We start from the raw sequence: 26,551 nt of genomic DNA, 5'->3' as shown, positions 1-26,551 counted from the left end.
AGCACCTTGCGCGCGTCTTGCCCAGAGACCTAGGATATTGTGCGAGGCAATGGAAGGGATGACGATGAAACCGCTGGATGACGCCTATGCCAATGCCGCCCATATCCCCGGCGCGGATGACTACCCGCCGCGCTGGGCGCGGTTGGCGGCGGAGTTTCGCAAAGAGCTTGAGGATGAGGGGCGCGCGCGGCTGGGCCTGTCTTATGGCGACAGTGCGCGGCAGGTGATGGATCTGTTCCTGCCCGATGGGCCGATCAGGGGGCTCTGCGTCTTTGTGCACGGAGGCTATTGGCTACGGTTCGACAAGTCCTACTGGTCGCATTTTGCCGCCGGTCCGCTGGCGCGGGGATGGGCCGTGGCGATACCGTCGTATGACCTGTGCCCCGATGTGACGATTGCGCAGATCACCGGGCAGATTGCCACGGCAGTCGGCCTTGCCGCGCAGCAGGTCAAAGGGCCGATTGCCTTGACGGGGCACTCCGCCGGGGGGCATCTGGTGGCGCGGATGGCGGTGCCGGGCGTCCTGCCCGAGGATATCGCGGCGCGTCTTGCCTCGGTTGTGCCGATCTCTCCCGTGGCCGACCTGCGCCCGCTTCTGGAAACCTCGATGAACGATCACTTCGGGATGGACCTTGCAGCGGCGGTTTCGGAAAGCCCGGTGTTGATGACACCTTCGCCGGTGCCGGTGCATGTCTGGGTCGGCGCACAGGAACGCCCCGTGTTCCTCGATCAGGCGAAATGGCTGTCCGAGGCGTGGAACGCGGCCCTGCACATCGCCCCCGGCAGGCACCACTTCGATGTTATAGACGCGCTGCAAGACCCCGAAAGCGCCATGGTCGGGCACATCTGCACCTAGCCCTCGGCGGGTGCCCTCATCGGCGCGCGCTCTGGCCCGAAAACCGCGGCCAGCGCAAGGATCACGCCCGACACCGTGGCAATCATCCCCGCCGCGCTCACCGCATCGTCAAAGCCCAGCCAGAGCGGCCCATAGCCCGCCAATACATAGCCCAGGATCGCCGAGATCACGGCAAACCCCACGCTCCACGCCACCTGCGCCTCTAGCCGGTTGGTCATCAGCCGCGCGGCGGCGGGGGGGCAGATGAACATCGCGATCACGATGATCGACCCCACAGCATCAAAGGCCGCCACCGCCGCAATCGCCGCGACGACCACCAGCGACAGGCCCAAGACCCCGGTGGGCAGGCCCACGGTGCGGGCGAACCCCTCGTCGAAGCTGCTGATTTTCAGGGGCCGCCAGAAGACCCACGTAAACCCGCTGACAAACAGCAAGGTCGCCGCCATGCGCGGTAACTCGGGGGGCAGCCCCGTCAGGGCCTCCCATTCGAACAGCGACGACCAGCCGAAGGCATCCAGCCAGATCAGGCTTTCCAGGTTGCCGTAAAGCGCGTGCTGCACATCCAGATGCACATCCGACGTATCCGATTGCTCCAACAGCAGAACACCACCGGCGAACATCGCGGTAAAGACAACGCCCATCGCTGCCCCCGGCTCGATCTTGCCCAGTCGGCGGATCACCTCGATCAGCGCGACAGCCACCAGGGCCGCCGCTCCCGCGCCCAGCATCATCGGCAGGGCGGCGATCATGCCGGTCAGCAGAAAGGCCCCCACGATCCCCGGCAGAACCACGTGCGATATGGCATCGCCGATCAGCGCCTGCCGCCGCAGCAACAGGAAATTCCCCGGCAGGGCACAGGCCACGGCGGCACAGATGCCGATCAGGATCGGCGGCAGTGAAAGTGCGACGAATTCTTCGCCCATCATGTGATGCCCTCCGGCCTGAGTTCACGGTCCAACTCGGCGATCTGGTCGGGCGTCAACACCCGCTCCAGCGGCGTCAGCCCGTCATAGCGCGCCGCCGCCGCCTCGTGCCGCGGATCACTGCGCAGCAGGTGCCAGCGGCGTTCATCCAAAAGCGCGCGGGCCGCCTGCGCGCGGCCTGTTTCCGTGGCCACCCCATCGGCGCGCAAATGCCCCGCTCCGCGCATCAGGCGCAGGGTCAAACCCTCGTAAATCGGCTGCCCCTGCGCCAGCGCCAGCAACCCCTGCCGCAAATGTACCCGCCGCTGAAACCGGCGGTGCCGCAGGGCGGCGGCCAATACGCCGCGCCCCGGCGCAAGCAGCAAAGACACCAGAAACAGCGCAAACGACACCAGAACGATGATCGGTCCGGTCGGCAGGTTCGGCGCGGTCGCAGACACCCCCGCGCCAATCCACCCCGAGGCCCCGCCAAGCGCCCCGGCGATCAAGACCACGCGGCCCACGCGTTCGCTCCAGAACCGCGCCGCCACGGCGGGGATGATCAACAGCGCCACGATCAGGATCAGGCCCACCACCTTCAGGCCCACCACCGTAATCGCCATGGCCAACCCCATCATCGCAAGCTCGATCCGCCGCACGTCGCCACCGCTTGCGGCGACATACTCGGGGTCGAAGGCCACCGCCGCCATCGGCCTGCGCATAAGCACGACAAGCGCCAGAACAGCCGCGCCGCCCAGCGCGATAATCACCGCGTCGTTCCAGAGCATCCCGGCCGTCGACCCCAGAAGGAAGGTCTCAAGCCCCGCTTGCCGCCCCGCGGTCATGGATTGGATCACCGTCAAAAGGACAATCCCGAACCCGAAGAACACCGACAGAACCGCCCCGATCGCCGCGTCCTCGCTCAGCCGTGTGGCCCGGGTCAGCCAACTGACGCACAACAGGCCAAGTCCCGCCGACAGGGCGGAGCCCAGCAACAGGCCCAACAGTGCCCGGCCATCGCCGCCCAGAACCACCATCACGATAAACGCCAGCCCGACACCGGGCAGGGTGGCATGGCTGATTGCATCGCTGACCAGCGCCCGCTTGCCAAGGAACAGGAACACCCCCGTCGCCCCGGCGGCCATGCCCAGCAGGGCCGCGCCGATGGTGACCAGCGTGGCGTTATACCCCAGTTGCAGGAACAGTGCCTCCCACAGCATGGCCTAGCCCACCGCGCCCATGGGCAGGCTGGCAAGCCGCCCGCCATAGGCGGCCTGCAGGGTCTCTTCGGTGAATGTCGTTTCCACCGGCCCCTCGGCCACCTTGTGGGTATTGATCAGGAACACCCGGTCGAAATAATCGCGGACGGTAGACAGGTCGTGATGCACGGCGACCACCGTCTTGCCCTTGGCCTTGAGGTCTTTCAGAACGGCGATGATGGCCTTTTCCGTGGCCGCATCGACGCCCGCGAAGGGCTCGTCCAGCAGGTAAAGGTCCGCCTCCTGCGCCAGCGCCCGGGCCAGGAACACCCGCTGTTGCTGCCCGCCGGAAAGCTGCCCGATCTGCCGGTCGGCAAAACCCTCCATGCCGACCCGCGACAGGCAGGACATCGCCCGCTCAAGGTGCGTGGTGCGCACCCGCCTCAACAAGCCCAACTCGCGTTGCATCCCCATCAGCACCACGTCGATCACCCGTGTCGGGAAATCCCAATCGACACTGGCGCGTTGCGGCATATAGGCAATGCGCGCCCGCATCTTGTTCAACGGTGCCCCCCAGCAGGTGACATTGCCCGAAAGCGGCCTCACCACGCCAAGCGTTGCTTTCAAAAGCGTGGATTTTCCCGCGCCATTGGGGCCGATGATCGCGGTCATGGCGCCCGGCTCGACCGTCATGTCCACCGAGAAGACCGCGGGTTTCTCGCCATAGCTGACCGTCAGGCCACGAATGGCCAGCGGGCTGTGGCTTTGGTCGGCTTTCGGTTTCGGGTGTCCGCCCTCGCGGGCCAGTCGCAATGCCATGTCTTACATCCCCGTCCGTAGTTTTCCGTCCATGCCGCGCGCCGGGACCTGCCCGCCAAGGGCGGCGGCGATCACCGTGGCGTTATGGTCGATCATGCCGATATAGGTGCCTTCATAGGTCCCCGGCTCGCCCATCGCGTCAGAGAACAACTCCCCGCCGATGCGCACCTCGTGGCCCTTCGCGGCGGCCCCTTCGACCAAAGCGCGAATGTTGCGATCCGAGACCGAGGTTTCGACGAAAACCGCGCCGATCCTGCGCTCGACCAGCAGGTCAACCAGCGTGCGGATGCGGTTCAGCCCCGCCTCGGATTCCGTGGAAATCCCCTGAATGCCCAGAACCTCATAGCCATAGGCACGCCCGAAATAGCCAAAGGCGTCATGCGCGGTCAGCAGAACGCGGGCAGGGGGCGGCACGGTTTGCAATACGCCGCGCGTGTAGTCACCCAGCCGGGTGATCTCATCGATATAACGCGCGGCATTGGCGGCGAACATCCCGGCCCGATCGGGGGCCGTATCGCTCAGTGCGTCGCGCACCGCGCGCACCACGGGCACCCACAAATCCGCCACCATCCAGACGTGGGGGTCGAACTTGCCGCTGTAATCCTCGTGACCGATCAACTCGGCCTGCGGCACCGCCTCGCCCACGGCCGCCACGTTGCGCCGACGGCCCAGCTTGAGCAGGAACTCCTCCATCTGCGCCTCAAGGTACAGCCCATGCCACAGAACAAGGTCGGCACGGGTCATGGCCACGATATCGCTGCGCGTCTGGCGGTAGGAGTGCGGGTCTACCCCCGGTCCCATCAGGGCCTTTACCTCCACGGCCTCGCCCCCCACGCGCCGCGCGGCATCGGCGATCATGCCCGTGGTGGCAACGACCGACAGGCGCGATTGCGCAAGGGCGGGGCGGGAAACAAGGCTTGCGCCGGCAAGGGCCAGAAGGTGACGACGGGTCAGATTCATTGAATCGGTCTCACAGATTTTCTGCATTGCCGCGAATATGCGAGTGACTCGCAACTAAGTCAAGTCAATTGCGAATGATTTGCAAAAACAGGTTCAGAAGCGCAGCTCGAACACCGCCCCCGCCTCCGATGGCAGAAGATCAATTTGCCCATCCACGGCTTGCAACATGGTCTGCACGATGGTCAGGCCCATCCCCGTACCGCCGTCATGGCGGCGCGTGGTAAAGAACGGGGCGAAAATCCGGGCGCGGTTGCCGTCCTCGATGCCCGGGCCATCGTCCGCAACCGTGATCCGCTGCCCCCGCGCGGTAATCCGCAGGGCGGTGGCGCCATGCGCCGCCGCGTTCTGCGCCAGATGCCCCAGGATCGCCGCCAGCGCCCCGGCGTCCATAGGCACCTGCGCCTCACCCTCCAGCGTGACGTCGATCTCGGCCTCATCGCGAACCGCCCCGACCACCTGCGACAGTTGCGCAGGCCCACGGCCCACCGGCTCCCGCGCGGCGGACAGATGGCGCAACGCCTCCAGCTTGTCCCGCATGGCAAAGGCCGCGCGTTGCACCGTACCGATAAGTTCTTCCCGGTCCTCGGGCGCGGACTCGGCCTCCAAAAGCTCCGCCGCCGCGATCAGGCTGGTCAGGGGGGATTTCAACTCGTGGGTCACATGGTTGGTATAGGCGCGCAGCCCCGCCTCGCGATCCTGCAAGGTGCTGCCCATGTCGATCACCGCCTGTCCCAGCTCCGACAATTCCGGGGTGCCGTAATGGCGCGGCACGGGAGCGTCCCGCGCCCCGGCCTTGACCGCCTTGGCGTGCTCGGTCAGCGCATAGACCGGGCGCAACACCAACCGCCAGACAAGGAAACCCAGAACGCAAGTCGCCACCACCGCCATCCAGAAGATCATCCAGGCCGTCTCGGCCCAGCCAAGGATATTCCCCGCCAGCTTGAAATAGGCGATCCCGACAAGCGGCAGGCACAAAACCGTGGCCAATGTCCCGCCAAGGACCAAGGCCAGGGGCGGGCGCCATTTCTGTCTTACGCGCTTCGACATGGCCCCATCCGAATTCCAACGCCATGCACGGTCTCGATCGCATCGGCACAGCCCGCCTCGGACAACTTGCCGCGCAGGTTGCGCAGGTGGCTGTCCAGCGTCCGGTCAGACACATGAATGCCCGCGCCATACACCGCATCAATCAACTGCGCCTTGGTCGCCACGTGATCGGGCCGCGCCATGAGATGCGCCAATAGGCCCATCTCGCGCGCGGTCAATGCCACCGCCGCGCCCGCCACCTCGCACAGGTGGCGGCCCGGATCGAGCATCAGAACCCCACGTCGCAGCGCGCCCGCCCGGGACGCGCCGCCGCTGCGCTTCAGGATCGCCTTGACCCGGGCCAGCAACTCGCGCGGGGAAAACGGCTTGGTCACATAGTCATCACCACCCAGTTCGAACCCAAGCACGCGGTCGATCTCTTCATCCCGCGCGGTCAGGAACAGCACCGGGGTTTCCCGCTCGGCCCGCAAGCGGCGACACAGGTCAAGCCCATCCATCCCCGGCAACCCGATGTCCAGCACGACCAAATCCACTTGGTCGCTCCGGGCCTTGGCCAAACCTTCCGGCCCATCGCCCGCCTCGGACACCGCAAACCCCGCCTGCTTCAACGCGATCCGCAGGACCGAGCGGATTTCCGGGTCATCATCGACAATCAGGATCTTATGCATTTCAGGCACCGGGCACACTGGCTTCCAACCGTTCAAGCTTACGCAACACGCGCCACTCCCGGAAGCCCCATTCGCGCCAATCCGTGCTGCCGATCCGGTGCGGCTCAAGGTAATCGAAGCGTTCGCACAGCGCATGTCCGGTTTCGGCCTCGTAAACCCGGATCGCGGGGAGCGCCGCGGGACCAAGCCGGCAGATATAATAGGCGTCCTTTCGTACCTCATGGGTCAGGTTATAGTGCGCAATCGTGAAATCGAAACTCAGGAACAGGGAAAAATACAAAACCCCCACGCTCAACACCGTCCCACGCAGCACCAGCCACCCGGCCGGTTTGCGCGCCACGATCTGCCACAGAACCAGAGCCAGCAAAGCCGTCACAAGCTCCATCCAGATCGCCGCCGACAGGCGCAACCGGGTCAGCCCGTAAACATCCACGTAAAGCTCCAGCCGCAACATGGACGAGATGACCAGCCAAACCGTCTGACCGACCCAGAACAACAAGGCGGCCCGCAACCAACGGTCAGCTTCCGCAAATGGCCGCGCGACAATCGCAAAGCCCCCTGCCAACAGCGCCGTCACCAACAGCGAATAGGCCCCCCGATGGGCATATTGCGCATAGCCCACCCCCTGGGGCAGGGCCACGCCGCCCCAGAGATAGGTCAGGTCCATCGTGGTCTGCACCGCGAACAGCAGGTTGAACAACAGGATCGACCGACGTACCGCATCCGGGTTCAGCCACCGGGGCAGGCGGCGCGGGCCATGCCGTTCGGCGCGACCCGGAAGGCGCAAGCGCTCCTGAAATCCGGCAAGGGTCAGCATCGGCCAGATCAGCACCGCGATCCCGGCCCAGAAACTCACCCGCGACAGATCGGGCAGGTCTATTCGTGACAGATCGTTGGCCCACTCCTCGAACACCGGATTCGCCCCGACCAACAGGCTCAGGAAGATCAGGCCCAGACCAACCGGCAAACCCCATCCCAAAACAGCCTTGCCAAGCGCGCCGTCGCTTGGCGCCTTGGTCACGCTCAACCCGTTCCACAGGTCATTCGCGGCCTGCCACGGCCCAAGCCAGATCAGGCGCAACGCGCCGCGCATGGCCCCGGCCAGCCCCGGCCAACCGCCAAGGGCAATCCATGCCGCGCCCATCAACAGCCCGACCCACCAAAACAGGATCGACAGCGCCTGCACCTGTTCGAGCAGCGGCAGCATCAGGGCAACCCCAAGGATGAATCCGCCCCATCCCTTGCCATCCTGCATCGCCAGCCCGGCAAACAGCAGCATCGCGCCAAACAGGGCCAGCGACAGGCCCGCATCCACGCCCCAAAGCAGCATATCGGCCAGCAGGATCAGCGCCGCCAGTGCCGCCATGCGTTCAAACCGCCCCGGTTCGCGCGTCCCGTCCTTGCGGGGTTTGGCAAGGCGGCGGGTGACCCCATCCATCCACCAACTGTCTGTCTGGATCGAGGCGGGAACGCCCCGCACAAGAAAGCTCTTCATGGTCTTGCCCCTCGTTGCATATGGTTCGGGGCCATGGGTAACGGCCCGCTTTGCACGGGGGCCGCAGCAGTCGTGCAGTTTTTGCGCATTCGCCGGGCGGGGCTTGGGTTGCCACGGGCCGGGGGGCGTGTAACAGCTTGCGCAACGCTCCATCAGGGATCTGCCATGCGCCGCTTTACCGATATCGCCCCGCCGCCGCTTGCCACCACCTACCCAGCCCGCAACCCGGGCCAGCCGCTTGATCCGGATTGGCTGGACAGCGTGCAGGTGGATGACGCGGCGATTGAGGCCGAGGCGACGGAGATCGACGCAAGCTGCAACAACGCAGGCCCCCATCACGCGGCATGGCTTCTCCGTGCGATCCAATGCATGGACCTGACCACGCTTTCGGGCGATGACACCCCCGAACGGGTCAAGGCCCTATGCCAGACCGCCCGCGCACCCCTGCCCGCCGATCTGGCTGCAAAGCATGGGGCAGGGGGCCTCACCGTCGGTGCGGTCTGTGTCTATCACGCCATGATCCCCACCGCCCTTGCCGCGCTTGAAGGCTCGGGCATCCCCGTCGCCGCCGTCTCCGCCGGGTTCCCGGCGGGCCTTTCCTCCCCCCGCGCCCGGGTGGCCGAGGTCGAAGACAGTGTCGCCGCAGGCGCCACGGAAATCGACATCGTCATTCCTCGCTACCTCGCCCTTTCTGGGAACTGGACAGCCCTTTACGAAGACATCCGTGCCCTGCGCGCGGCCTGTGGGGATGCGCACCTCAAATGCATCCTTTCCGTGGGCGAATTGGGCGACCTCACCACCGTCGCCCGCGCCTCCCTCACCGCGATGATGGCCGGGGCGGATGTGGTTAAAACCTCAACGGGGAAGGAGGCGACCAACGCCACGCTCCCCGCCGCCCTCACTATGCTCCACACCATCCACGCTTACCATCAGGCGACGGGCCACCGCATCGGCTTCAAACCTGCCGGCGGCATTTCCACCGTCCGCGCGGCCCTGCCGTACATGGCCGCCACCCATGCCCGCCTCGGCCCCGACTGGCTCCAGCCCACGCTCTTTCGCTTCGGGGCCTCCTCGCTTCTCAAGGACATCCGCGCCACCCTCGCCGCGTCCTGACCTTGCCACCCCTTGCCCGCTTTGGTTTAACCGGGCGGAACTATTCCCCGGAGGCCCGCCATGGTCGATATCGCCACCCGCGTCTATAACCACCGCTGGAAGATGGACCCCATCGTGCGGTCCCTCATCGACACGGATTTCTACAAGCTGCTGATGTGCCAATCGGTCTTCCGCAACAAGCCCGACACCGATGTCACCTTCTCGCTCATCAACCGCACCAAATCCATCCGCCTCGCCGACATCATCGACGAGGGCGAGCTGCGCGAACAGCTTGACCATATCCGCTCCCTCTCCCTCACCCGCGGCGAAAGCACATGGCTTCGCGGCAACACCTTCTACGGCAAACGCCAGATGTTCACGCCCGAGTTCATGGAGTGGTTCGAGAACCTGCAACTCCCCCCCTACCACCTCGAAAAACGCGACGGGCAGTATGAACTGACCTTCGAGGGCAAATGGCCCGAGGTCATGCTCTGGGAAATTCCCGCGCTCGCCGTGCTGATGGAACTGCGCTCTCGCGCGGTCCTGCACGACATGAAGAAATTCGAACTGCAAGTCCTCTACGCCCGCGCCATGACCAAGCTCTGGGGCAAGATCGAACGTCTGCGTGGCCTGCCGGGCCTGCGCATCGCCGATTTCGGCACCCGCCGCCGCCACTCCTTCATGTGGCAGGATTGGTGCGTGCAGGCCATGGGCGAAGGGCTGGGCGAGGGCTTCGTCGGCACCTCCAACTGCCTCATCGCCAAGAACCGCGATCTTGAGGCGATCGGCACCAACGCCCACGAACTCCCCATGGTCTACGCCGCCCTGGCCGAGGATGACGAGGCCCTGCGCCAAGCCCCCTACAAGGTCCTCGCCGACTGGCACGAGGAGCACGAAGGCAACCTGCGGATCATCCTGCCCGACACCTACGGCACCCAGGGCTTCCTCGATCACGCCCCCGATTGGCTGGCCGGTTGGACAGGCATCCGCATCGACTCCGGCGATCCCGCCACGGGGGCCGAGACCGCCATCCGCTGGTGGCAAGACCGCGGCGAAGACCCGCGCGAGAAACTGATCATCTTCTCCGACGGGTTGGACGAAGAAAAAATCATCGACCTGCACAAACGCTTCTACGGCCGCGTGAAATTCAGCTTCGGCTGGGGCACACTCTTGACCAACGATTTCCGCGGGCTGACCGAGGGCGACGCCCTCGCCCCCTTCTCCCTGGTCTGCAAAGCCGTGGCCGCCAACGGGCGGCCCACGGTGAAATTGTCGGATAATCCTAGGAAGGCGATGGGGCCGAAAGACGAGATCACCCGGTATAAACGGGTGTTCGGGGTCGGTGAGCAGGAGGAGATGGAGGTTGTGGTTTAAAGAATCATCTATCTTGATATAGATAGTTATATGGCGTAAGTGATATAATCATATATAGCGTCTTATAGGTATGTAATGGACCCGATAAGAAACCCCTTTGCCCCCGGCGCAGGCTCTCAACCCCCAGAGCTTGCCGGCCGAGACGACATCATTAACGATGCGTTCGTGGCACTCCAACGTATCCTAATTGGGAAGCATGCGAAATCACAGATCCTTTTAGGGTTAAGGGGTACAGGCAAGACTGTGTTGCTAAACAAGATTGAAAGCATGGCTGAAGATGCTGGATACCTCACATCTTTTATAGAGGCGCCCGAAGATAAGAGTTTGGCGGAGCTCTTGTATCCAAAGATTCATCAAGTTCTTAGGAAGCTATCTCTATTTGAGGATGCCAAAGAAAAAGCCTATTCAGCCATGCGAGCGCTTCGCAGTTTTGCAAGTGTTTTCAAGGTTCAAATGGGAGACCTGTCGCTTTCGGTAGACCCCGAGGCCGGTTCAGCCGACAGCGGTAATCTAGAATATGACCTTACGGACTTATTTCTCGCAGTAGGAGCAGCGGCCAAATCAGCTGGGAAGGGTTGGGCGCTATTGATAGACGAAGTTCAGTACCTCGATGAAGATGAGCTTTCGGCAATAATTGTTGCTATGCATCGCGTTAACCAAAAAGAATTACCGGTAGTTTTTTTTGGAGCTGGACTTCCTCAAATTGCAGCATTGTCTGGCGATGCAAAGTCTTACGCGGAGAGACTCTTCAACTATCCCCCGGTCGGAGCGCTAAGCAAACAAGGTGCGCAGCAAGCCATTCAGAAACCAATCATCGACGAAGGTGAGAACATCGATGATGACGCACTTGAACTTTTAATCGAGAAGACAGAGGGCTATCCCTATTTTTTACAGGAATGGGGATATCAAGCATGGAACACGGCCCATAGTTCGCCGATTAGCGGTAACGACGTGGAAAGCGCCTCCGGTGCTTGCCTAAAGAGGCTAGACGATGGGTTCTTCAAGGTCAGGTTCGACCGTTTAACGCCAAAAGAGAGAGAGTATGTCATCGCAATGGCGGAACTAGGCAAGGGGCCCTATAGATCAGCGGATGTTGCAGATAGGCTTCAAGAGCCAATGAACAAGCTTGGGCCAAGGCGTGCAACTATTATAAGCAAGGGCATGATCTACAGCCCAGAGTACGGCGACATTGCTTTTACGGTACCAATGTTTGAAGAGTATCTACTTAGGGTAATAGGCAAGTAACGTTAAAGACAAACGCTAAGCCCCCCGAATCGCCAACCGCGTTAGCCGATAGGACGTCACGCCTGTTTGTCACGCTTGGCAGCCAGAAAGCTATCAAGGTCAACGTCAAGCACCTCTCCGGCCTTGGCTTGCCCATCCGCCTCCGAAAAGTTGGCTTTCAGGCGGTTGAATTCCAATTCCATTTCCTGCCGCTCCAACATCCGCAATCCCGCGCGCACCACGTCACTGGCCGAGTTATAGCGGCCAGATTCCACGGCTTTGGTTATGAAATCGTTAAAGTGATCGCTCAGGACGACCGAGGTGTTGCGCGGCATGGGTTATCTCCTTCGCCCACAACATACCAATTCTTGGTACTCGCTTCAATCCGCTGGGGCCTCTGTCTGGCGCGTCCACCCGCGATTACCCGTCCCGGGCTTGACCCGGGACCTCTCGGTCTGACCCGAGGCCCCGGGTCAAGCCCGGGGCTGCCCTCACTCCTCCCCATCCACGCGTCCACGCAACGCCTTCACCTCCCCGCGCACCTTCTTCGCCTTCAACCGGCGTTTCTTTGACCCCAAGGTGGGGCGTGTCGGGATTCTCCGTTTGGGTTTTTCGCAGGCTTTGCGGATCAACTCGGCCAGACGGTCCCGCGCGATCTCGCGGTTGCGGGCTTGGGAACGGGTTTCCTCCACCTGGATCACCACCGCGCCGTCCTTGGTCCACCGTCGCCCCGCCACCCGGCGCAGGCGTCGTTTCACTGCGTCGGGCAGGTTGGGCGAGCGTTCCGCCTCGAACCGCAACTCCACCGCCGTCGACACCTTGTTGACGTTCTGCCCGCCGGGGCCCGAGGCGCGGATGAACTGTTCGGTCAGTTCCCAGTCTTCGATGGTGATCTGGTCGTTAACTTTCATGGCATCCAACGGCGTCTTCTGTACAAACTGTACAGACATCTCTGCGGCGGGGTGGAGTTTTGTACAAAACTCCGGGGGTCTCTGTACGACTCGTACATAATTCAAAGGGCCGTTTCGGTTAACGAAACGGCCCTCTAAAGGTTAACGGAGGCGGGGCGGTTAGGCCATGCCAATCCGGGTGGTCATACGCCCGAGGGCTGCCTCAGACGGTGCCTCCCCTGACTGTTCCGACACCTCTCTCCAATCCCTTTATAGACACTGGACCACCTCCTTTCAGTTGTTGAACTTATCCACAGCTTGCCACAGTTTTTCTAGTTGTCAAAACAAAATACAGTGGAAGGCGCGATTTTTTCCTCCAGATATGGGTTCACTCTGATTGAAGGACCGACACGCACTGGCCCGGCAAGTCGGCCATGGTCAGCTCCCGACGGGGCTTCGGCTTGGGCGCGTTCGGGTCGGGCGGCGGCGGGTTGAGGATGTTTATCACCCATTGCCGTGCATCGGCGCAGCCATCCCCGGGCGGCGGCGGGCTCTGGTTCACGCAACCCCTTGCATTATCAGGACATTTCAGGCGCACATGGAAATGGTAATGGTGTCCCCACCATGGTCTGATCTTCCTGAGCCACGCGCGATCGCCCTTCTCGTCATTGCACATCTGCACCTTGGCGCCCGGAAACACGAAAATCCGAGCCGTCCGCGAATCCTTGGCCGCGGCCTTGATGATCTCGTGATGCGCCCGTGTCCATTTATCGTTTGTATAGGCACCCTTAGCCCGTCTCATGGAGATCGAGGAGATCGCCTCACGCTCTGACCGACTCAGGTTCAGGCGGTCCGCGGGCCGCATCCAGATGTCGATATCCATCCCGATTTGGTGGCTGCGATGCCCCGACAGCATCGGCCCCCCGCGCGGCTGGCTGATATCGCCGATGTAAAGGCCGTTCCAACCCGGCTGCGTGGCGGCGAAACGGGAAAGTTTGTTAATGAAGTCAATCGTATGAGGGTGGCCCCAGTTACGGTTCCGACTCAGGCGCATGGCCTGCCACGTGGGGCCGGTCTCGGGCAATTGCGCGCCGCCGGCCATGCATCCCTTGGCATATCCGCCGAACGGCTCGGCCCCTTGCCGCGAGGAATTTTTGTGTTTTCCAAACAATTTCTTGGCATGCACGCCCCGCATCGAGGCCGGAATATTTTGCGTTGAAACGACTTCTTTCGCGGGGCTGTTAACCTCTGGCGCCGAACCGCCGCAGGCTGACAATCCAAGGGTTAACGCGATTACTGTGAGGGTGCGGCCCATGTGTCCCTGTCTCCTTCCGCCTTGACCCAGCGTAGCAGCAGCAAGCCAATCAGGAAAAGGATAATCAAGGGCGACACCCCAATCCGCGCGCTGCCGCTCATCGTTGTTGCTACACCGATCAGGGCCGGAGCGATAAAGGCTGTGGCACGCCCGGACAGCCCATAGAGGCCAAAGCTTTCGGTCGGGGCCTTCGGGTCGGTATGGCGTACCATCAAAGAACGACTGGCCGCCTGAAGCGTGCCACCGAAACCGCCGATAAGCACCCCACAGCCGAAGAATATCGCGTCCGGCAGGCTGGAGCCTGTGGGCAAGGGAATACCCCAAAGCTGCTCGCGGTCCATGCCAACGACCGTCACACACACCAGCATCAAACCCCAGATCGCCACAAGGATCACGGGCTTTGGTCCAAAGCGCTTGTCGGCCTTGCCTCCTAACCAGCTAAAGAGAGCGGCGGATATGCCACCGATGATCCCGAAGATGCCAATCGACACGATGCTCCATCCAAGAACGAGGTTCGCGTAGAATCCACCGAAGGTATAAAGCCCGTTGAGCGCGTCACGATAGAACATTGACGAAACGAGGTAGGAAGTCAGGCTGACCCGCCGCTTCAGGCCTTTGACAGACCGCCCCAAAAGGCGCAGCGCATCGCCCAAACCGCGCCCTTGGGCAGGCGGGCCAATGTCGCGCACCCACAGGAAATAGGGCACCATGAAAATCGCGTACCATAGCGCCACGAATGGCCCGACAAATCGCGTGCCTTCATTTTGCGCGGCATCGAGGCCAAAGGCGGGGTCCAATCCGATCAGGGTTTTGCCGTTCGGCTGTTCGGTGAACAAAAGCAGCATGATGACAAGGGCCATCAGCCCACCGATATAGCCAATAGCAAAGCCCGAGCCCGAAAGCTGCCCAACGTCGTCGTTATTTCCAAGCGAGGGGAGCTGTGAGTTGATGAAAATCAGGGCGTATTCGGCGCCGATAAATCCAATGCCGAAAGTGACCAGCCCCAACATCAGGTTGGAGCCATCGGGCAACATGAACCAAATGCCTGTCGCGCCCAACACATAGAGCGCCGAGAAGCCGACGATCCAGGGCAGGCGTTTGCCTGCCGTATCCGCAAGCGCGCCGAAAAACGGCGCACCCAGCCCGATGAGCAACCCGGTGATCGTCAAGCCTAGAGACCAGAGGCTTTGGGCACTGGCCTTTGCGGCCTCGGCGTCTTGGCCAATCGACAGGTAGTGCTCTTTCGCGACAAGCGCGAAAAACGGTCCGAATACGAAGGTGACCAGAAGGGTGTGATAGGGTTGGCTTGCCCAATCAAAGGCGTACCAGCCCCAAATCCGTTTTTTCGGCGAAATTTCGGCCATGTACAACTGCCCCTTGTTCTTGGGGCGATAAGACAGTCTATAGCCCAGAGTGGCAAGTCATTCCTGCATCGGAGGCCATGGTCTTTGGGCGTCTGCCGCAATCCATGCGGCAACCCAGGCAGGGGCTTTCGGACAGCTGACCTGAGGGCCGATTTCGGCCATCACCTGCGCGGGCGGGACAATCCCCGTGGCACCGGTGACGGCGGTCCGCAACAGGATGTGATTGGCGCATTCGCCCGAACGCTTCCACATGGATTGCTCAATGTAGGTGAACTTGTCATCCCACCACACCGCGCGCGAGCGCATCTCGATGGTTTCGAACATGCGGATGCGGCGGCGATAGCGAACGCTGGACCCGGCCACCGTCAGGCCCCATTTGTTCCGCTTAAGGACATCCAGAAGGCCAACCCGCTGCCCCAGCGGGATGCGCCCCAGATCAAACAGGGTCAGGGTGCGCCCGTTGTTGAGCTCCATCCAAAGGTCGATGTCCCAAGGCAGGCACATATGCCGCGAAACATGGGTATCGGTAATGCCAAGGGGGGCATCCTTGCGGTGTTTGAACATCTGCCACATCAGGCGAACGACGGGATACATGGGCGGGTCTCCTTTGGGTCGTCTTGTCATGGGCTGAACCGGCGAGGTCAACCGCAACCCCGCGTCAGACTTGCGCTTTCAGATACGCGCGCTTAGGTCTTGGGCTGTTTGCATACCAAAGGACGATGCCCATGCAGTCGCTGTTCCAGATCCTGATGCTCTTGCTTGATGTGCTGTGGTTTTTCATCATCGCGCATGTGATCATGAGCTGGCTGATCAATTTCCAGGTGCTCAACCTCCACCAGCAACTCGTTGCGCAAATCTGGTACGGGCTGAACCGGCTTCTTGAACCGATCTATCGCCCGATCCGGCGCATCCTGCCGGATATGGCCGGCATCGACCTTGCGCCGCTTGTCGCGCTGATCGGGGTCTATGCCATACGTATCATCCTTGTGAACAACATGATGGCCTTTTACTGACCGGGCTCTTGTTTACCGAATCTTAGTGTGAAAAAGTCACCCGTAAGAGCAGACAATAAAATCTTACGGGCTTTCTCATGCAGGGCGCTGCCACGCTATTGCGCGATGTTTTCGGCTATGAATCCTTCCGCCCCGGGCAGGAAGAGATCGTGCATACCATCCATCAAGGGTGCAACACACTGGCGATCATGCCGACGGGCGGGGGCAAATCCCTGTGTTTTCAGCTTCCAGCCCTGATGCGCGAAGGGGTGACGGTGGTCATCTCGCCGCTGATTGCTCTGATGCGCGATCAGGTGCGTGCCCTGCGCGAGGCAGGGGTCGAGGCGGGGGCGCTGACCTCGGGCAATACCGACGAGGAAACCGCCGCCGTCTGGGAGGCGCTGGATCAGGGGCGGTTGAAACTTCTTTACATCGCGCCTGAGCGTTTGGCCGCTGGGTCGGCCATGGGAATGCTGCGGCGCATTGGCGTGTCCCTGATTGCCGTGGACGAGGCCCATTGCGTCAGCCAATGGGGCCATGATTTCCGGCCTGATTACCTGCGTATCGGGGAGTTGCGGCGCGCCCTGAACGTGCCCCTTGCGGCCTTCACCGCCACGGCGGATGCCGAGACCCGCGACGAGATCGTGGAGAAACTCTTTGACGGGATCGCACCACAGACCTTCCTTGAAGGGTTCGACCGGCCCAATATCCACCTTGCCTTTGCCCCCAAGGACAGCCCCCGTCGGCAAATCCTCGAATTTTCGGCGGCACGCAAGGGGCAGTCGGGGATCGTCTATTGCGGCACGCGGGCCAAGACCGAAAGTCTGGCCGCGGCCCTGCGCGAGGCGGGGCACAACGCCTGCCATTACCACGGCGGCATGGAGGCCGATGAGCGCCGCCATGTCGAAACCCGCTTCAGCACCGAGGATGGCTTGATCGTGGTGGCGACCGTGGCCTTCGGTATGGGGGTGGACAAGCCCGATATTCGCTGGGTCGCCCATGCCGACCTGCCCAAGTCGATCGAGGCCTATTATCAGGAAATCGGCCGCGCGGGGCGCGATGGCGCGCCCGCCGAAACCCTGACCCTTTTCGGCCCCGATGACATCCGTCTGCGCCGCAGCCAGATTGACGAGGGACTGGCCCCGCCGGAACGCCGCATGGCCGACCACGGGCGGCTCAATGCCCTGCTGGGGCTGGCCGAGGCGCTTGAATGCCGCCGCGCCAGCTTGCTGCGCTATTTCGGGGAAAACCCCGCACCCTGTGGTAATTGCGACCTTTGCGATACCCCGCCGGAAACCTTCGACGGCACCCAAGCGGTGCGCAAGGCGCTGTCTGCGATCCTTCGCACCGAGGAACGGTTCGGCGCGGGGCATCTGATCGACATTCTCATTGGCAATGCCACCGAAAAGGTGCAGGCGCGCGGGCACGATCAATTGCCCACGTTCGGCGTGGGCCGTGATCTGGAGCGGCGCAACTGGCAAGGTGTGTTTCGGCAGATGATGGGGCATGACCTTGTCAGGCCTGACCCCGAACGCCACGGCGCCCTGCGGATGACCGACAAGGCCCTGCCGATCCTGCGCGATCTAGAAAGCATCACCCTGCGCCGTGATACGCTTGTGCCTAAAACCCGCCGCCCCGCGGCCAAGGCGCTTGTCTCGGATGAAGACGCGCCCCTGCTTTCGGCCCTAAAGGCCAAGCGCCGCGCCTTGGCCGAGGCTGCCAAGGTCCCCGCTTATGTGGTCTTCAACGATCGTACGCTTATCGAGATGGCCGAGAAGCGCCCCAACAGCCTTGATGACATGGCCCGCATTGGTGGCGTAGGTGCCAAGAAGCTTGAAAAATACGGCGATGATTTCCTGTCTGTCATCAATGGGGAAGCCGAGGCCATGCACCCCACCCGCCGCAAGCTGGCCGGTCGGGCCGCCGGGTCGCTCTATGATCAGTTGCTCGAAGTGCAGGCCGATCTGGCGCGTGGCGAAGGTGGAATCGACAAACCGCTAAGTTGTTCCGCCTCGCTTTTGGCGAAGGTGGCCAGTAGCCGCCCTGGCGACCTCGATAGCCTGGCGCGCATCCTTGGCGAACGCCGCGCGGAACGCTTTGGCCCGGCCTTTCTGGACGTTTTGCAAGCGGCGGACTAAATCAGTCGGAACAGTGAATTTGGGGATCTCGGAATGCTTGTTGTTGTCTCGCCCGCAAAGAAAATGAACATGGACCCGGTGGAAGGTATCGAGGCCACGCGCCCCGCCTTTCAGGCTGAGGCCAATGATCTGGCCGGGGTTGCACGCGGCCTGTCGGTGGATGACCTGCAAAAGCTGATGAAGATCAGCGAAAACCTTGCCAAGCTGAACCGCGACCGATTCAGCGATTTTGGCGAGATGGAGGAAAAGCCCGCCGCGCTCGCCTTTGCCGGAGACACCTATCAGGGTCTTGAGGCCGCTTCGCTCGACGCCGATGAAATGGCATGGGCGCAGGAGCATTTCCGCATTCTGTCAGGGCTCTACGGGGTGTTGCGCCCGCTGGACGCGATTCAACCCTATCGCCTTGAGATGGGGAGCCGCCTGAAAACCGAAAAGGGTAAGACGCTTTATGACTACTGGGGTGACAAGATCGCCAAGGCGCTCAGGGCACAGGCCGAAGAGATCAAGACCGACACCCTCGTCAATTGCGCCAGCCAGGAATATTTCGGGGCCGTGGACCTTGAGGCGCTTGGCCTGCGGGTGATCACCCCGGTGTTCATGGAAGACAAACCCGGCGGCCCCAAGATCGTGAGTTTTTACGCCAAGAAGGCACGCGGGGCCATGGCGCGGTATATCATTCAACGCCGCCTGACCGATGCGCAGGCCCTGACCGAGTTCGACACGGGCGGCTACCGTTACCGCTCGGATATGTCCGAGAAGAACAAACCCGTTTTCGTGCGCAGCGCCGAAGCCTGATCACGGTATCGGGGCGCGAGTGCCCGCGGGGCCTGCGCCGGAAATTTGATCAATCAAGTCCTCCTTGCGGAGGGGTTTTGTCAGGTAGTGGTCCAACCCCGCCGCCAGAATATCAGCGTCGTCGCCATCCATGGCATGGGCCGTCATGGCGACGATGGGCACATGACTGTTCCCCCCGGATTCAAGCGCGCGGATCGCCTGCGTCGCGTCCTTGCCATCCATCCCGGGCATGGAAATATCCATGAATATCACATCGGGCGCGAAGCTTTGGAACAACTCCACGGCCTCTTGCCCATTTTCCGCGAATTGCAGCTCAATATCGAGCTTTTGCACCATTTTGGAAAAGACCAGACGGTTGGTCTTGTTGTCCTCGGCGGCCAGCACCCTCACGGCGCGCTCTATCTGTGGTGTCGGCGCCTCGTCGCTGGAGCCATCCTGATCGGAAGCAGACACATCGATTCCATGCAGCGCATCCAGAAGCTCGTGCCGCGCAACGGGCTTTTGAAGGATGGCGGCCACGTGTCGCCGTGCCGGATCCTGAAGCGCCGTGCCGGTGTTCGGGGTCAAGACAATGACAGGTGTCTCGTTCCCACGACCTCGCAGGGCCTCGGCCAATTCCATACCGTCCATCTCGGCCATATGATGATCGGTCATGACAAGGTCGACACCCTCATCAATTGCCTCTAGCGCCTCCGCCGAAGTTTTGCAGCGCGTGACCGATAGCCCAAGGGCCGACAGCTGTTTTTCCAGAATGGCACGGTTGAGGTCATGTGGCTCCACGATCAGCACACGTTTCAGGCCGTCCGGTGGCGAGGGGTCGATTGGCCCGGGTCCTTCGGCCATCGGCAGGCTGACCGAGAAGCCAAAGCAACTGCCTTTGCCTTGCTGCGACTCCACCCAGATATCGCCGCCCATCAGGCGGATCAACTTCTGGGAAATGGCAAGGCCAAGCCCGGTGCCTTCGAACTTGCGATTGCGTTCATCATCGACCTGATTGAACTCTCCGAACACATGATCGATCTTGTCAGCGGGAATGCCGATCCCGGTATCCTCGACGGCGACATGCAGGCCGCAGGCGCCGTCTTCTGCAACCCCGGTGACCCGCACGATCACATGGCCGGTCTCGGTGAATTTCACGGCATTGCCGACAAGGTTGGTCAGGACCTGCCGCAATCGCCCGGGATCACCGATGAACTGCGTGGGCAGGAACATGTCGTAATCCACCATCAGATCAAGGCCCTTGTCCCGTGCGTTGGCCTGCAAGAGCAAGACAAGCTCATGGATCGACCGCTCAAGATCGAAGGGAGTGTTGTGCAAGGTCAGCTTGTCGGCCTCGATCTTGGAGTAATCCAGCACGTCGTTGATGATGACCAGAAGTGCCTCGCCGGAATTGCGGATCGTGTTGGCGTAGAGCAGTTGTTCCTCGTCCAGATCGGTTTCTTTTAGCAGGTCGGCCATGCCGACAACGCCGTTCATTGGTGTGCGGATTTCATGGCTCATGTTGGCAAGGAAGGTGGATTTGGCACGGCTTGCCGCCTCGGCGGTGCGGCGCGCCTCTTTCAGTCGTTTTTCATAGCGGATGGTATCGGTGATATTGAGCGCAAGGTTGACAACATCGCCTCCATGGCCGCGCTGATCTATCAGCTTGATGTACTCGCCGTTCCACAGGCGGATCACGCGGGGGTCCGGGGTGGGGCTTTGCCAGCGATCCAGCATGTCCTCACGCCAAGCCGCCGGTGTCATGTCTCCGATGTCGATGATCCCTTCCTCGGTGGCGAATTGAAGGATTTCGACATAGGAAATGCCCGGTTGAATCGCCTCCAACCCATCGAAAACCGAGAGCCACGCATGGTTGGCGGCGATCATCCGGCTGTCGGCATCGAAAAAGGCGAACCCGTCGTGAATCGCCTCGATCGAATGCCACAACCGGCGTTCTGCCACTTCGATCTTTTGATTGGCCGCCGTCAGATCGGATTTCACCCGGCGGTTTTCATCGCGGACGGTTTCCACTTCGGCACGGGTTTCGACGATCTCGTCCGAAAGCTTGCGGGCATGGTGGCCCAGCTTTCGGTTGGCGGCCTGCAATTCCGCCTGTTTTTGTTCCAGCAGGCGTTCGGCGGCAAGGCGTGCGCGCCGTTCCTGGGATAACTTGTTGGCAAGGCTCATGCCCTGTCCTCCGCCGTGCCGCCTTGGGTCGTCGGGATGGACTTTCCGCCATTATGGTGAAGAACCGCTTAAATCCGATGCATGTTTGCGGCCCAGACATAACGCGGCCCCGGAATTCACCGGGGCCGCCTCATCTTTTCAATTTTTTCAGTATTTAGATGCGCTCAATCGCAAGGGCGATGCCCTGACCGCCGCCGATGCACATGGTCACAAGGGCACGTTTGCCGCCCGTGCGTTCCAATTCATAGAGTGCCTTGAGTGTGATGATCGCCCCCGTGGCGCCCACGGGATGACCAAGGGCGATGGCGCCGCCGTTGGGGTTCACCCGGGCGGGATCAAGGCCAAGCTCCTTGTTTACGGCGAGGGCTTGGGCGGCGAAGGCCTCGTTGGATTCGATCACGTCGAAATCGCTTGCCGAAAGCCCGGTTTTGGAAAGTAGGTTTCGCACGGCGGGGATGGGGCCGATCCCCATGACCTCGGGGCGAACCCCGGCATGGGCATAGCCCAGAATCCGCGCCTTGGGTTTGAGGCCCGCCGCCTCGGCCGCCTCGGCCCGCGCCAGCACCATGGCCGCCGCGCCATCGTTGATTCCGCTTGCATTTCCGGCGGTTACGCTGCCGTCCTTCTGGAAGGCGGGGCGCAACCCGGCAAGGGTTTCGACGGTTGTCGGCTTGGGGTGTTCATCGGTGTCGAAGGGCACCATGTCGCGTTTGACGCGGACGTCGATGGGCGCGATCTGATCCTTGAAATACCCCGCCTCTATGGCCTTGGCCGCGCGGGCCTGGCTTTCGGCGGCAAAGGCGTCTTGGTCTTCGCGGGTGATCTCATGTTCGCCTGCCACGTTCTCGGCAGTGACCCCCATATGGCCGGTGCCAAAGGGGCAGTTCAGGGCGCCGAGCATCATATCGAGGGTTTTCACATCGCCCATCTTCGCGCCCCAGCGTTGATCGGGGATGATGAAGGGCGCGCGGCTCATCGACTCGGCGCCGCCGGCAACGGCGAAGTCCGCATCCCCCAGCATCAGGGATTGTGTCGCGGAAACAATGGCTTGCGCACCAGACCCGCAAAGACGATTGACGTTCATCGCGGGCACCACATCCGGGATGCCGGCATCCATGGCGGAAATCCGCGAGAGATACATATCTCGCGGTTCGGTATTGATGACATGGCCGAAAACCACGGTCCCGACTTGGTCCGGCGCAATCCCCGAGCGTTCCATTGCGGCCTTGGTGACATGGGCGCCCAACTGGCTGGGCGGGGTGTTGGCGAGGCTTCCGCCAAAGGTGCCGATGGCGGTACGTGCGCCGTCCAAGATGACGATGTCTGTCATGGATCATTCCCTGTTTTTGAGGTTTGGAGAAAGCCTATCCTCAAGCCCCGAGGTATGGCAATCGAAACGCCCCGTCAGTCGTACGACTCGTACGAAAAGGGTGCGAGTTTCGTACGAAAATCAGGGGCTGCGACGCGCGTGTCGTACGAGTCGTACGAAAGTCGGGGTCAATCGACCGGCTTCAGTCGTTGTCGGCCAGTCTCGGCCAGCAGCCAAACCTTGCCATCCTCGATCACCGCCGGAGACAGCGGACGCCCCCACCCCGCGCCGCCATCAAGGTTCACGCGATTGCCATGATGGCAGGGGGCGTCAAGCGCGGTGTGGCCATGCACCACGAGGGCGCCATGATCGCGCGGGTCCGACAGGAAGGGTTCGCGAATCCACATCAGGTCTTCGTCGGTCTGATCTTCGAGCGCGATGCCGGGGCGCAGGCCCGCATGGACAAAGATCAGACCCGGCTCGCGGTGCCAGAGGGGGCAGGCCGCCAGAAAATCCCGGTGTGCGCGTGGCACCTTGGCGCGGGTCTCTTCGAGGATCTGCGCATCGGTCTTGCCCTCGATCAAAATGCCATAGCTGGCCAGCGTGGAATCGCCCCCAAGCCGTGCGGCCCACCACGGCAGGTCCGGGTGCCCCTTGCTGGTATAGGCTTCGCCCGCATCGAAGAAGCGCGGCAGGTAGGTATCGTGATTGCCGCGCAGGCAAATCCAGTCGCGCCCGTTTTCTTGGCCCTGAAGCAGCGTTTCGATCACACCGCGGCTGTCGGGGCCACGGTCGATGAAGTCCCCAAGAAAGACGACCCGCGCATCACGCCCGCCATCGGCGTCGATCAAGGCAAGGGCATGATCAAGCAGGGCCTTTTGGCCGTGGATATCAGGGATCGCGTACATCGGTTGCATGGCGGAAGTGTGACGCTGCATCGAAGTCTTGAAAAGACTTCGGATCGATTTCTTCAAAAGAAATCGGGGCGCTGCGGTGAGCGCCCCGATAGAGGCAGGCCTTAGGCCACGTCGAATTCCAAGGCGCGAACCTGTTGGAACTTGCCGGTGGCTTCGAGGTTCTTGAGAACCTCGGGCGAGACCTGTGCATCGACATAAAGAAGCGCGATCGCCTCGCCGCCCGCGGCTGAACGGCCAAGGGTAAAGTTGGCGATGTTGACACCGTTTTCGCCCATGGTCTGACCAAGGGTGCCGATGATGCCCGGTTCGTCGTTGTTGGTGGTATAGAGCATATGCGCGCCGATCTCGGCGTCGATGTTGATGCCCTTGATCTGGATGAAGCGCGGCTTGCCATCCGAGAACACGGTGCCCCCGATGGAGCGTTCGCGTTTATCCGTCACGACGGTCAGCTTGATATAGCCCTCGAAGGCACCCGATTTATCCTGCTTGGTGGTCGAGATCTTGATGCCGCGTTCCTTGGCGACCACGGGGGCGGAAACCATGTTCACCTCGGGGTTCACCGATTTCATGATGCCCGCCACGGCCGAGCATGTCAGCGCCTCAAGGTTCATGTCCGAGACGACACCATCGTACAGGATGTTGATGGCCTTGATCGGCTCATCGGTCATCTGGCCAATGAAATTGCCCAGGTGATCCGAAAGCTCGATCCACGGGCCCATGACCTTGGCCTCTTCGGCGGTCACGGACGGCATGTTGAGCGCGTTGGTCACGGCCCCGGTCAGCAGGTAATCCGACATCTGTTCGGCCACTTGCAGGGCCACGTTTTCCTGCGCCTCGGTGGTGGCGGCCCCAAGGTGCGGGGTGCAGACCACGTTGGGCAGGTTGAACAGCGGGTTTTCGGTGGCCGGTTCTTCGGCGAAGACGTCGAAACCCGCGCCCGCGACGTGGCCGGATTTCAGCAACTCGGCAAGCGCTGCCTCATCCACCAGACCGCCACGCGCGCAGTTGATGACGCGCACGCCCTTCTTGGTTTTCTCAAGGTTTTCCTTGGACAGGATGTTGCGCGTCTGGTCGGTCAGCGGCACGTGCAGGGTGATGAAATCGGCACGTGTCAAAAGCTCGTCCAGCTCCACCTTTTCCACGCCCATCTTGTCGGCCTTTTCCTGACCCAGGAAGGGATCGTAGGCGATAACCTTCATCTTCAGGCCACGGGCGCGATCACAGACGATGCCGCCGATATTGCCTGCGCCGATGACGCCAAGGGTCTTGCCGGTCAGTTCGGTGCCCATGAACTTGGATTTTTCCCATTTGCCCGCATGGGTTGAGGCCGAGGCCTCGGGGATTTGGCGGGCGACGGCGAACATCATGGCGATGGCATGTTCGGCGGTGGTGATCATGTTGCCGAAGGGGGTGTTCATGACGATCACACCCTTTTTCGACGCGGCCTCTTTATCGACGTTGTCGGTGCCGATGCCGGCGCGGCCCACGACCTTGAGGTTGGTGGCCGCCTCAAGAATCTTGGGCGTGACCTTGGTGGCGGAACGGATGGCAAGGCCGTCATAATCGCCGATGATTTCGGCCAGCTTTTCCTTGTCCTTGCCCACGTCGGGCATGAAATCCACATCAATGCCACGGTCGCGGAAGATTTGAACGGCGGTTTCCGAGAGTTTGTCGGAGACGAGTACTTTGGGAGCCATGTTTCTGGTCCTTTTGAGAATTTTGGGGGATGGCCCGGACTTTTTAAAAAAGTCCGGACCGATTTCTTTTCAAGAAATCGGGATCAGGCGGCTTCGGTCAGCGCCTCGATCTCGGCCTCGAAGGCCCACTTGATCCAAGGCATGAGGGCCGCGACATCGGCGGCTTCGACCGTGCCACCACACCAGATGCGCAGGCCCGCCGGGGCGTCGCGATAAGCGCCGATGTCATAGGCCACGCCTTCGGTATCCAGCCGCTTGACGATGGCCTTGGCGAAGGCTGCGCCATCGGTGATGCGGTCATCGGTGAACTTCAGGCACACCGAGGTGTTCGAGCGGATCGCCGGATCGTCGACCAAGAAGGCCAGCCAATCGTTTTCGGCCACGAAGCTTTGCACGGCGGCAAGGTTGGCATAGGCGCGTTCGCGCAGTCCTTCGAGCCCCCCGACCGAGCGGGCCCAGTCAAGCGCCAGAAGGTAATCTTCCACGGCCAGCATCGAGGGCGTGTTGATGGTGGCACCCTCGAAAATCCCGTCGATGAGCTTACCGCCCTTGGTCAGGCGGAAGATCTTGGGCAGGGGCCATGCGGGGGTGTAATTTTCAAGGCGTTTCACGGCGCGGGGGCTGAGGATGATCATGCCATGCGCGGCCTCACCGCCCAGAACCTTCTGCCAGCTGAAGGTGGTCACATCCAGCTTGTCCCACGGCAGGCGTTGGGCAAAGGCGGCGGAGGTGGCATCGCAAATGGTCAGGCCCGTGCGGTCGGATTTGATCCAGTCACCGTTGGGGACGCGGGCACCGCTGGTGGTGCCGTTCCATGTAAACACCACGTCATTGTCGGTATCGACGCCGTTCAGGTCCACGATCTCGCCATAGGGGGCTTCCTTGACCTCGGCGTCCAGCTTGAGCTGTTTCACGACATCGGTGACCCAGCCCGCGCCAAAGCTTTCCCAAGCCAGCATCTCGACCTTGCGCTCGCCCAGGAGGTTCCACATCGCCATTTCCATGGCGCCGGTATCCGAGGCGGGAACGATGCCCACCTTGTAATCGGCGGGGATGCCCAGCACCTCGCGGGTGCCTTCGATGGCGGCCTTCAGCTTGGCCTTGCCCACGGCGGCACGGTGACTGCGGCCCAAGGGCGCGTCACTTAGTTTATCCAGCGAAAATGCGGGGGGTTTGGCACAGGGGCCAGAGGAAAAACGCGGATTACCCGGCCGCGTTGCCGGTTGTTCAATAGCCATTTCTGCTACCCTTCCAGATAAGCGCCCCTCGTTGGGGAGGGGTGTCCCACCGATGGGGATAGGTGGGGTTTCGATTCTGCGCAAGCCGGAAAAT

General features: G+C 61.9%; 24 protein-coding genes. 7 read left to right on the top strand and 17 right to left on the bottom strand.

What is annotated here, in order from left to right; translation table 11 throughout:
• Positions 1-64 precede the first annotated feature (64 nt).
• Positions 65-856: an alpha/beta hydrolase gene (locus FDP25_RS08155; RefSeq protein WP_154153267.1), complete on the top strand. Its 792-nt coding sequence runs from the start codon at positions 65-67 to the stop codon at positions 854-856.
• Here FDP25_RS08155 and FDP25_RS08150 read toward each other — a convergent pair.
• From FDP25_RS08150 to FDP25_RS08120, 7 genes are all read right to left on the bottom strand, one after another.
• Entirely contained in the window at positions 853-1,782 is a 930-nt protein-coding gene (locus FDP25_RS08150) for a metal ABC transporter permease (RefSeq protein ID WP_154150632.1), read from the bottom strand. The two genes, FDP25_RS08155 and FDP25_RS08150, sit on opposite strands and share 4 nt — an antisense overlap.
• The gene (locus FDP25_RS08145) at positions 1,779-2,978 is read right to left on the bottom strand and encodes a metal ABC transporter permease (protein ID WP_154150630.1); all 1,200 of its coding nucleotides are present in this window, start codon (positions 2,976-2,978) and stop codon (positions 1,779-1,781) included. The genes FDP25_RS08150 and FDP25_RS08145 overlap by 4 nt, the downstream gene beginning before the upstream one ends.
• A gap of 3 nt (positions 2,979-2,981) precedes the next feature.
• Positions 2,982-3,776, bottom strand: a complete 795-nt coding sequence (locus tag FDP25_RS08140; protein WP_154150628.1) for a metal ABC transporter ATP-binding protein — start codon at positions 3,774-3,776, stop codon at positions 2,982-2,984.
• Between the two features lie 3 nt (positions 3,777-3,779).
• Positions 3,780-4,736 carry a metal ABC transporter solute-binding protein, Zn/Mn family gene (locus FDP25_RS08135; RefSeq protein ID WP_154150626.1) on the bottom strand — a complete coding sequence of 319 codons (957 nt, stop codon included), beginning with the start codon at positions 4,734-4,736 and terminating at the stop codon, positions 3,780-3,782.
• Positions 4,737-4,829: 93 nt separating this feature from the next.
• Positions 4,830-5,783, bottom strand: coding sequence for an ATP-binding protein (locus FDP25_RS08130; RefSeq protein WP_154150624.1), 954 nt, complete (start codon positions 5,781-5,783; stop codon positions 4,830-4,832).
• Positions 5,768-6,451, bottom strand: a complete 684-nt coding sequence (locus tag FDP25_RS08125) for a response regulator transcription factor (protein WP_154150622.1) — start codon at positions 6,449-6,451, stop codon at positions 5,768-5,770. Before FDP25_RS08125 ends, FDP25_RS08130 begins: the two co-directional genes overlap by 16 nt.
• 1 nt (position 6,452) lies before the next feature.
• Positions 6,453-7,946, bottom strand: a complete 1,494-nt coding sequence (locus tag FDP25_RS08120; protein WP_172982771.1) for a DUF4153 domain-containing protein — start codon at positions 7,944-7,946, stop codon at positions 6,453-6,455.
• 165 nt (positions 7,947-8,111) lie between these two features.
• Between FDP25_RS08120 and deoC the strand changes: the two genes are divergently transcribed.
• From deoC to FDP25_RS08105, 3 genes are all read left to right on the top strand, one after another.
• Positions 8,112-9,059, top strand: a complete 948-nt coding sequence (gene deoC / locus FDP25_RS08115; RefSeq protein ID WP_154150618.1) for a deoxyribose-phosphate aldolase — start codon at positions 8,112-8,114, stop codon at positions 9,057-9,059.
• 60 nt (positions 9,060-9,119) lie between these two features.
• Complete coding sequence (gene pncB, locus FDP25_RS08110) at positions 9,120-10,412, top strand: nicotinate phosphoribosyltransferase (protein ID WP_154150616.1); 1,293 nt, start codon at positions 9,120-9,122, stop codon at positions 10,410-10,412.
• 75 nt (positions 10,413-10,487) lie between these two features.
• Positions 10,488-11,657 carry an ATP-binding protein gene (locus FDP25_RS08105; protein ID WP_154150614.1) on the top strand — a complete coding sequence of 390 codons (1,170 nt, stop codon included), beginning with the start codon at positions 10,488-10,490 and terminating at the stop codon, positions 11,655-11,657.
• Between the two features lie 56 nt (positions 11,658-11,713).
• On the opposite strand, the gene FDP25_RS08100 is transcribed toward FDP25_RS08105, so the two are convergent.
• The 5 genes from FDP25_RS08100 to FDP25_RS08080 all read right to left on the bottom strand — a co-directional run bounded on the left by FDP25_RS08100 (position 11,714) and on the right by FDP25_RS08080 (position 15,799).
• Positions 11,714-11,971 carry a type II toxin-antitoxin system ParD family antitoxin gene (locus tag FDP25_RS08100; protein WP_154150612.1) on the bottom strand — a complete coding sequence of 86 codons (258 nt, stop codon included), beginning with the start codon at positions 11,969-11,971 and terminating at the stop codon, positions 11,714-11,716.
• A 156-nt stretch (positions 11,972-12,127) separates the two neighbouring features.
• Positions 12,128-12,547, bottom strand: a complete 420-nt coding sequence (gene arfB, locus FDP25_RS08095; RefSeq protein WP_154150610.1) for an alternative ribosome rescue aminoacyl-tRNA hydrolase ArfB — start codon at positions 12,545-12,547, stop codon at positions 12,128-12,130.
• A 367-nt stretch (positions 12,548-12,914) separates the two neighbouring features.
• On the bottom strand, positions 12,915-13,721 hold the full coding sequence (gene mepA, locus FDP25_RS08090) for a penicillin-insensitive murein endopeptidase (protein ID WP_425500520.1): 807 nt from the start codon (positions 13,719-13,721) through the stop codon (positions 12,915-12,917).
• Positions 13,722-13,819: 98 nt separating this feature from the next.
• On the bottom strand, positions 13,820-15,205 hold the full coding sequence (locus FDP25_RS08085; RefSeq protein ID WP_154150606.1) for an MFS transporter: 1,386 nt from the start codon (positions 15,203-15,205) through the stop codon (positions 13,820-13,822).
• Between the two features lie 57 nt (positions 15,206-15,262).
• Positions 15,263-15,799 carry an acyl-CoA thioesterase gene (locus FDP25_RS08080; protein ID WP_154150604.1) on the bottom strand — a complete coding sequence of 179 codons (537 nt, stop codon included), beginning with the start codon at positions 15,797-15,799 and terminating at the stop codon, positions 15,263-15,265.
• Positions 15,800-15,930: 131 nt separating this feature from the next.
• On the opposite strand from FDP25_RS08080, the gene FDP25_RS08075 reads away from it, so the two are divergent.
• The 3 genes from FDP25_RS08075 (at position 15,931) to yaaA (ending at position 19,130) form a co-directional block, all read left to right on the top strand.
• Entirely contained in the window at positions 15,931-16,218 is a 288-nt protein-coding gene (locus FDP25_RS08075) for a YggT family protein (RefSeq protein ID WP_154150603.1), read from the top strand.
• 77 nt (positions 16,219-16,295) lie between these two features.
• Complete coding sequence (gene recQ / locus FDP25_RS08070; protein ID WP_154150601.1) at positions 16,296-18,335, top strand: DNA helicase RecQ; 2,040 nt, start codon at positions 16,296-16,298, stop codon at positions 18,333-18,335.
• 33 nt (positions 18,336-18,368) lie between these two features.
• Positions 18,369-19,130 carry a peroxide stress protein YaaA gene (gene yaaA / locus FDP25_RS08065; protein WP_154150599.1) on the top strand — a complete coding sequence of 254 codons (762 nt, stop codon included), beginning with the start codon at positions 18,369-18,371 and terminating at the stop codon, positions 19,128-19,130.
• On the opposite strand, the gene FDP25_RS08060 is transcribed toward yaaA, so the two are convergent.
• From FDP25_RS08060 to FDP25_RS08040, 5 genes are all read right to left on the bottom strand, one after another.
• Positions 19,131-21,296 carry a response regulator gene (locus FDP25_RS08060; protein WP_154150597.1) on the bottom strand — a complete coding sequence of 722 codons (2,166 nt, stop codon included), beginning with the start codon at positions 21,294-21,296 and terminating at the stop codon, positions 19,131-19,133.
• A gap of 154 nt (positions 21,297-21,450) precedes the next feature.
• A complete protein-coding gene (locus tag FDP25_RS08055) occupies positions 21,451-22,626 on the bottom strand; it encodes an acetyl-CoA C-acyltransferase family protein (RefSeq protein ID WP_154150595.1) in 1,176 nt (391 codons plus the stop codon).
• Positions 22,627-22,793: 167 nt separating this feature from the next.
• On the bottom strand, positions 22,794-23,522 hold the full coding sequence (locus FDP25_RS08050; protein ID WP_154153264.1) for a metallophosphoesterase family protein: 729 nt from the start codon (positions 23,520-23,522) through the stop codon (positions 22,794-22,796).
• Positions 23,523-23,623: 101 nt separating this feature from the next.
• A complete protein-coding gene (gene serA, locus FDP25_RS08045; RefSeq protein ID WP_154150593.1) occupies positions 23,624-25,219 on the bottom strand; it encodes a phosphoglycerate dehydrogenase in 1,596 nt (531 codons plus the stop codon).
• An 83-nt stretch (positions 25,220-25,302) separates the two neighbouring features.
• Complete coding sequence (locus FDP25_RS08040; RefSeq protein ID WP_154150591.1) at positions 25,303-26,457, bottom strand: phosphoserine transaminase; 1,155 nt, start codon at positions 26,455-26,457, stop codon at positions 25,303-25,305.
• Between the last annotated feature and the right edge of the window lie 94 nt (positions 26,458-26,551).

The sequence above is a fragment of the Roseovarius bejariae genome (assembly GCF_009669325.1).
Lineage (GTDB): Bacteria > Pseudomonadota > Alphaproteobacteria > Rhodobacterales > Rhodobacteraceae > Roseovarius > Roseovarius bejariae.
Note: the sequence above shows the minus strand (reverse complement) of the source record. Positions and strands in the feature narration are given on the sequence as shown.

Coding starts and splice junctions, on each gene's coding strand:
- FDP25_RS08060 (WP_154150597.1), bottom strand. CDS start 21,296: ATGAGCCTTGCCAACAAGTTATCCCAGGAACGGCGCGCACGCCTTGCC.
- FDP25_RS08075 (WP_154150603.1), top strand. CDS start 15,931: ATGCAGTCGCTGTTCCAGATCCTGATGCTCTTGCTTGATGTGCTGTGG.
- FDP25_RS08055 (WP_154150595.1), bottom strand. CDS start 22,626: ATGACAGACATCGTCATCTTGGACGGCGCACGTACCGCCATCGGCACC.
- FDP25_RS08105 (WP_154150614.1), top strand. CDS start 10,488: ATGGACCCGATAAGAAACCCCTTTGCCCCCGGCGCAGGCTCTCAACCC.
- FDP25_RS08155 (WP_154153267.1), top strand. CDS start 65: ATGAAACCGCTGGATGACGCCTATGCCAATGCCGCCCATATCCCCGGC.
- recQ (WP_154150601.1), top strand. CDS start 16,296: ATGCAGGGCGCTGCCACGCTATTGCGCGATGTTTTCGGCTATGAATCC.
- FDP25_RS08085 (WP_154150606.1), bottom strand. CDS start 15,205: ATGGCCGAAATTTCGCCGAAAAAACGGATTTGGGGCTGGTACGCCTTT.
- FDP25_RS08140 (WP_154150628.1), bottom strand. CDS start 3,776: ATGGCATTGCGACTGGCCCGCGAGGGCGGACACCCGAAACCGAAAGCC.
- serA (WP_154150593.1), bottom strand. CDS start 25,219: ATGGCTCCCAAAGTACTCGTCTCCGACAAACTCTCGGAAACCGCCGTT.
- deoC (WP_154150618.1), top strand. CDS start 8,112: ATGCGCCGCTTTACCGATATCGCCCCGCCGCCGCTTGCCACCACCTAC.
- FDP25_RS08150 (WP_154150632.1), bottom strand. CDS start 1,782: ATGATGGGCGAAGAATTCGTCGCACTTTCACTGCCGCCGATCCTGATC.
- mepA (WP_425500520.1), bottom strand. CDS start 13,721: ATGCGGGGCGTGCATGCCAAGAAATTGTTTGGAAAACACAAAAATTCC.
- FDP25_RS08040 (WP_154150591.1), bottom strand. CDS start 26,457: ATGGCTATTGAACAACCGGCAACGCGGCCGGGTAATCCGCGTTTTTCC.
- FDP25_RS08120 (WP_172982771.1), bottom strand. CDS start 7,946: ATGAAGAGCTTTCTTGTGCGGGGCGTTCCCGCCTCGATCCAGACAGAC.
- FDP25_RS08130 (WP_154150624.1), bottom strand. CDS start 5,783: ATGTCGAAGCGCGTAAGACAGAAATGGCGCCCGCCCCTGGCCTTGGTC.
- FDP25_RS08135 (WP_154150626.1), bottom strand. CDS start 4,736: ATGAATCTGACCCGTCGTCACCTTCTGGCCCTTGCCGGCGCAAGCCTT.
- FDP25_RS08125 (WP_154150622.1), bottom strand. CDS start 6,451: ATGCATAAGATCCTGATTGTCGATGATGACCCGGAAATCCGCTCGGTC.
- arfB (WP_154150610.1), bottom strand. CDS start 12,547: ATGAAAGTTAACGACCAGATCACCATCGAAGACTGGGAACTGACCGAA.
- FDP25_RS08145 (WP_154150630.1), bottom strand. CDS start 2,978: ATGCTGTGGGAGGCACTGTTCCTGCAACTGGGGTATAACGCCACGCTG.
- FDP25_RS08080 (WP_154150604.1), bottom strand. CDS start 15,799: ATGTATCCCGTCGTTCGCCTGATGTGGCAGATGTTCAAACACCGCAAG.
- yaaA (WP_154150599.1), top strand. CDS start 18,369: ATGCTTGTTGTTGTCTCGCCCGCAAAGAAAATGAACATGGACCCGGTG.
- FDP25_RS08100 (WP_154150612.1), bottom strand. CDS start 11,971: ATGCCGCGCAACACCTCGGTCGTCCTGAGCGATCACTTTAACGATTTC.
- FDP25_RS08050 (WP_154153264.1), bottom strand. CDS start 23,522: ATGCAACCGATGTACGCGATCCCTGATATCCACGGCCAAAAGGCCCTG.
- pncB (WP_154150616.1), top strand. CDS start 9,120: ATGGTCGATATCGCCACCCGCGTCTATAACCACCGCTGGAAGATGGAC.